The 1,605-nt window shown below is 49.5% G+C and carries 1 protein-coding gene; it reads left to right on the top strand.

Annotated features, from left to right (window positions below; all coding sequences use genetic code 11):
- The first annotated feature begins 145 nt into the window (after window positions 1-145).
- On the top strand, window positions 146-1,591 hold the full coding sequence (gene tnpC / locus JWJ90_RS22625) for an IS66 family transposase (RefSeq protein WP_205229481.1): 1,446 nt from the start codon (window positions 146-148) through the stop codon (window positions 1,589-1,591).
- Window positions 1,592-1,605 lie beyond the last annotated feature (14 nt).

Below are 1,605 nucleotides of genomic sequence, written 5' to 3'. Positions count from 1 at the left end.
TGCCAACAAAAATGCCCATCAACGCGCCTGGTCGTCTCTAAATCGTTTTAATATTGCATTCCGATAGCAAACAGATGCGATAGCGTTCAATCGTTTAACTCAGGGGCGCACAGGAGGTCGAAAAAAGCCATGGTATAGTAAACCCATGGGAACAGTAAATAAAATAAGGGTCCGCGAAGAAGTCGATCTCCTCAAACAGGAATTTGAACAGCTTTGTTCCGCCGGCAAAGTCTCCTCTGAGATACGGGTCCTGGTCAACAGCCTGCTGGTTGTCGTCGAGTTGATACTCTCTATCTTTCTTGAGAAGACAACGCGCAAGGGAAACAAAAACTCGAGCATTCCTTCTTCGCAAACCGAGAAAGACGAAACCGCTACCAAGCACTGCACCACTACCGGCAAGGGAAAACAAGTCAATGGGCGGGTTGGTAATACACGCGTCAAAGAATCGGTCACCACTGCTCAGGTCGAGGTGTGTGATATCTGCGGAATGGTGCTGGATAGCGTTGCATGCCAGGGGCATGAACGTCGGACAAAAATCGACATCGTTTTTGAAAAAGTTGTCGAGCACATTGACGCAGAAATAAAGCAATGCCCCAATTGTGAAGCAACAGTCAAGGGGCGTTTCCCTGAGGATATGCCGGGTAAGCTGCAGTACGGCAATGGGCTTAAAGCGTTTGCCATTCATTTGGTTATCAGCCAGATGGTCGCTTTAAACCGGGTTCAAAAACAGATAGCAGCCATGATCGGTAGCGTAATCTCCGAGGCCAGCCTGCTCAAATTTGTTTTGCGCTTGTACCAATCACTCGAAGCATGGGAATCCAGAGCTATTGATAGGCTGCTGCAGGCTCCATCCCTGCATGTGGATGAAACCTCGTTTCGGGTTGAAGGGAAGAATCACTGGATTCACGTCTATTCTTCCGGCGAAACAACCCTGAAAGTACTGCATCGAAAGCGGGGCAAGGAGGCAATCGAAGGATTGAATATCATCCCTCGGTATGGCGGGGTGATCATCCATGATTGCTGGGCATCATATTTATCCTACGACCATTGCGGTCACGGACTTTGCGGCTCGCACCTTTTACGAGAGTTGACGTTTGTCGTTGACTCAAACCAATACCGGTGGGCCCGCAATCTAAAAGCGGTGCTCCAGCAAACGTGTCGTACGGTGGCTCAACGTCCGGAAAAATGTCTTACCGAACGGGAGTATGCCAACCTGCAGAAGCGCTACCGTAATATCCTTACGCGTGGCAGCAAGGAGTTGCCCAAGATCCCTCCGAAACCACAAGGGAAGCGCGGCAGGATAGCCAAATCCGATGCGCACAATCTTTGGGAGCGATTACAAAAGCATGAGGCGGCAGTCTTGCTTTTTGCCAAAGAACCACATGTACCGTTCACCAACAACAGAGCGGAAAGGGATCTTCGCATGGCTAAGGTAAAACAGAAAATATCCGGTTGTTTTCGACGTAAACAATATGCCCAGGCTTACTGTAGGATTTCAAGCTACCTGCAGACCATGGCAAGCCAGGGGATCAATCCTCTTGTCGCTATCCAGTTGGCATTGGCAGGAACTCTGCCTGATGCCGAAGAATAGGGGTGAGTAGTTAC

This window comes from Desulfobulbus rhabdoformis, assembly GCF_016919065.1.
Classification (GTDB): domain Bacteria; phylum Desulfobacterota; class Desulfobulbia; order Desulfobulbales; family Desulfobulbaceae; genus Desulfobulbus; species Desulfobulbus rhabdoformis.
This window is presented reverse-complemented; position numbering and strand designations above follow the sequence as displayed.

Coding starts and splice junctions, on each gene's coding strand:
- tnpC (WP_205229481.1), top strand. CDS start 146: ATGGGAACAGTAAATAAAATAAGGGTCCGCGAAGAAGTCGATCTCCTC.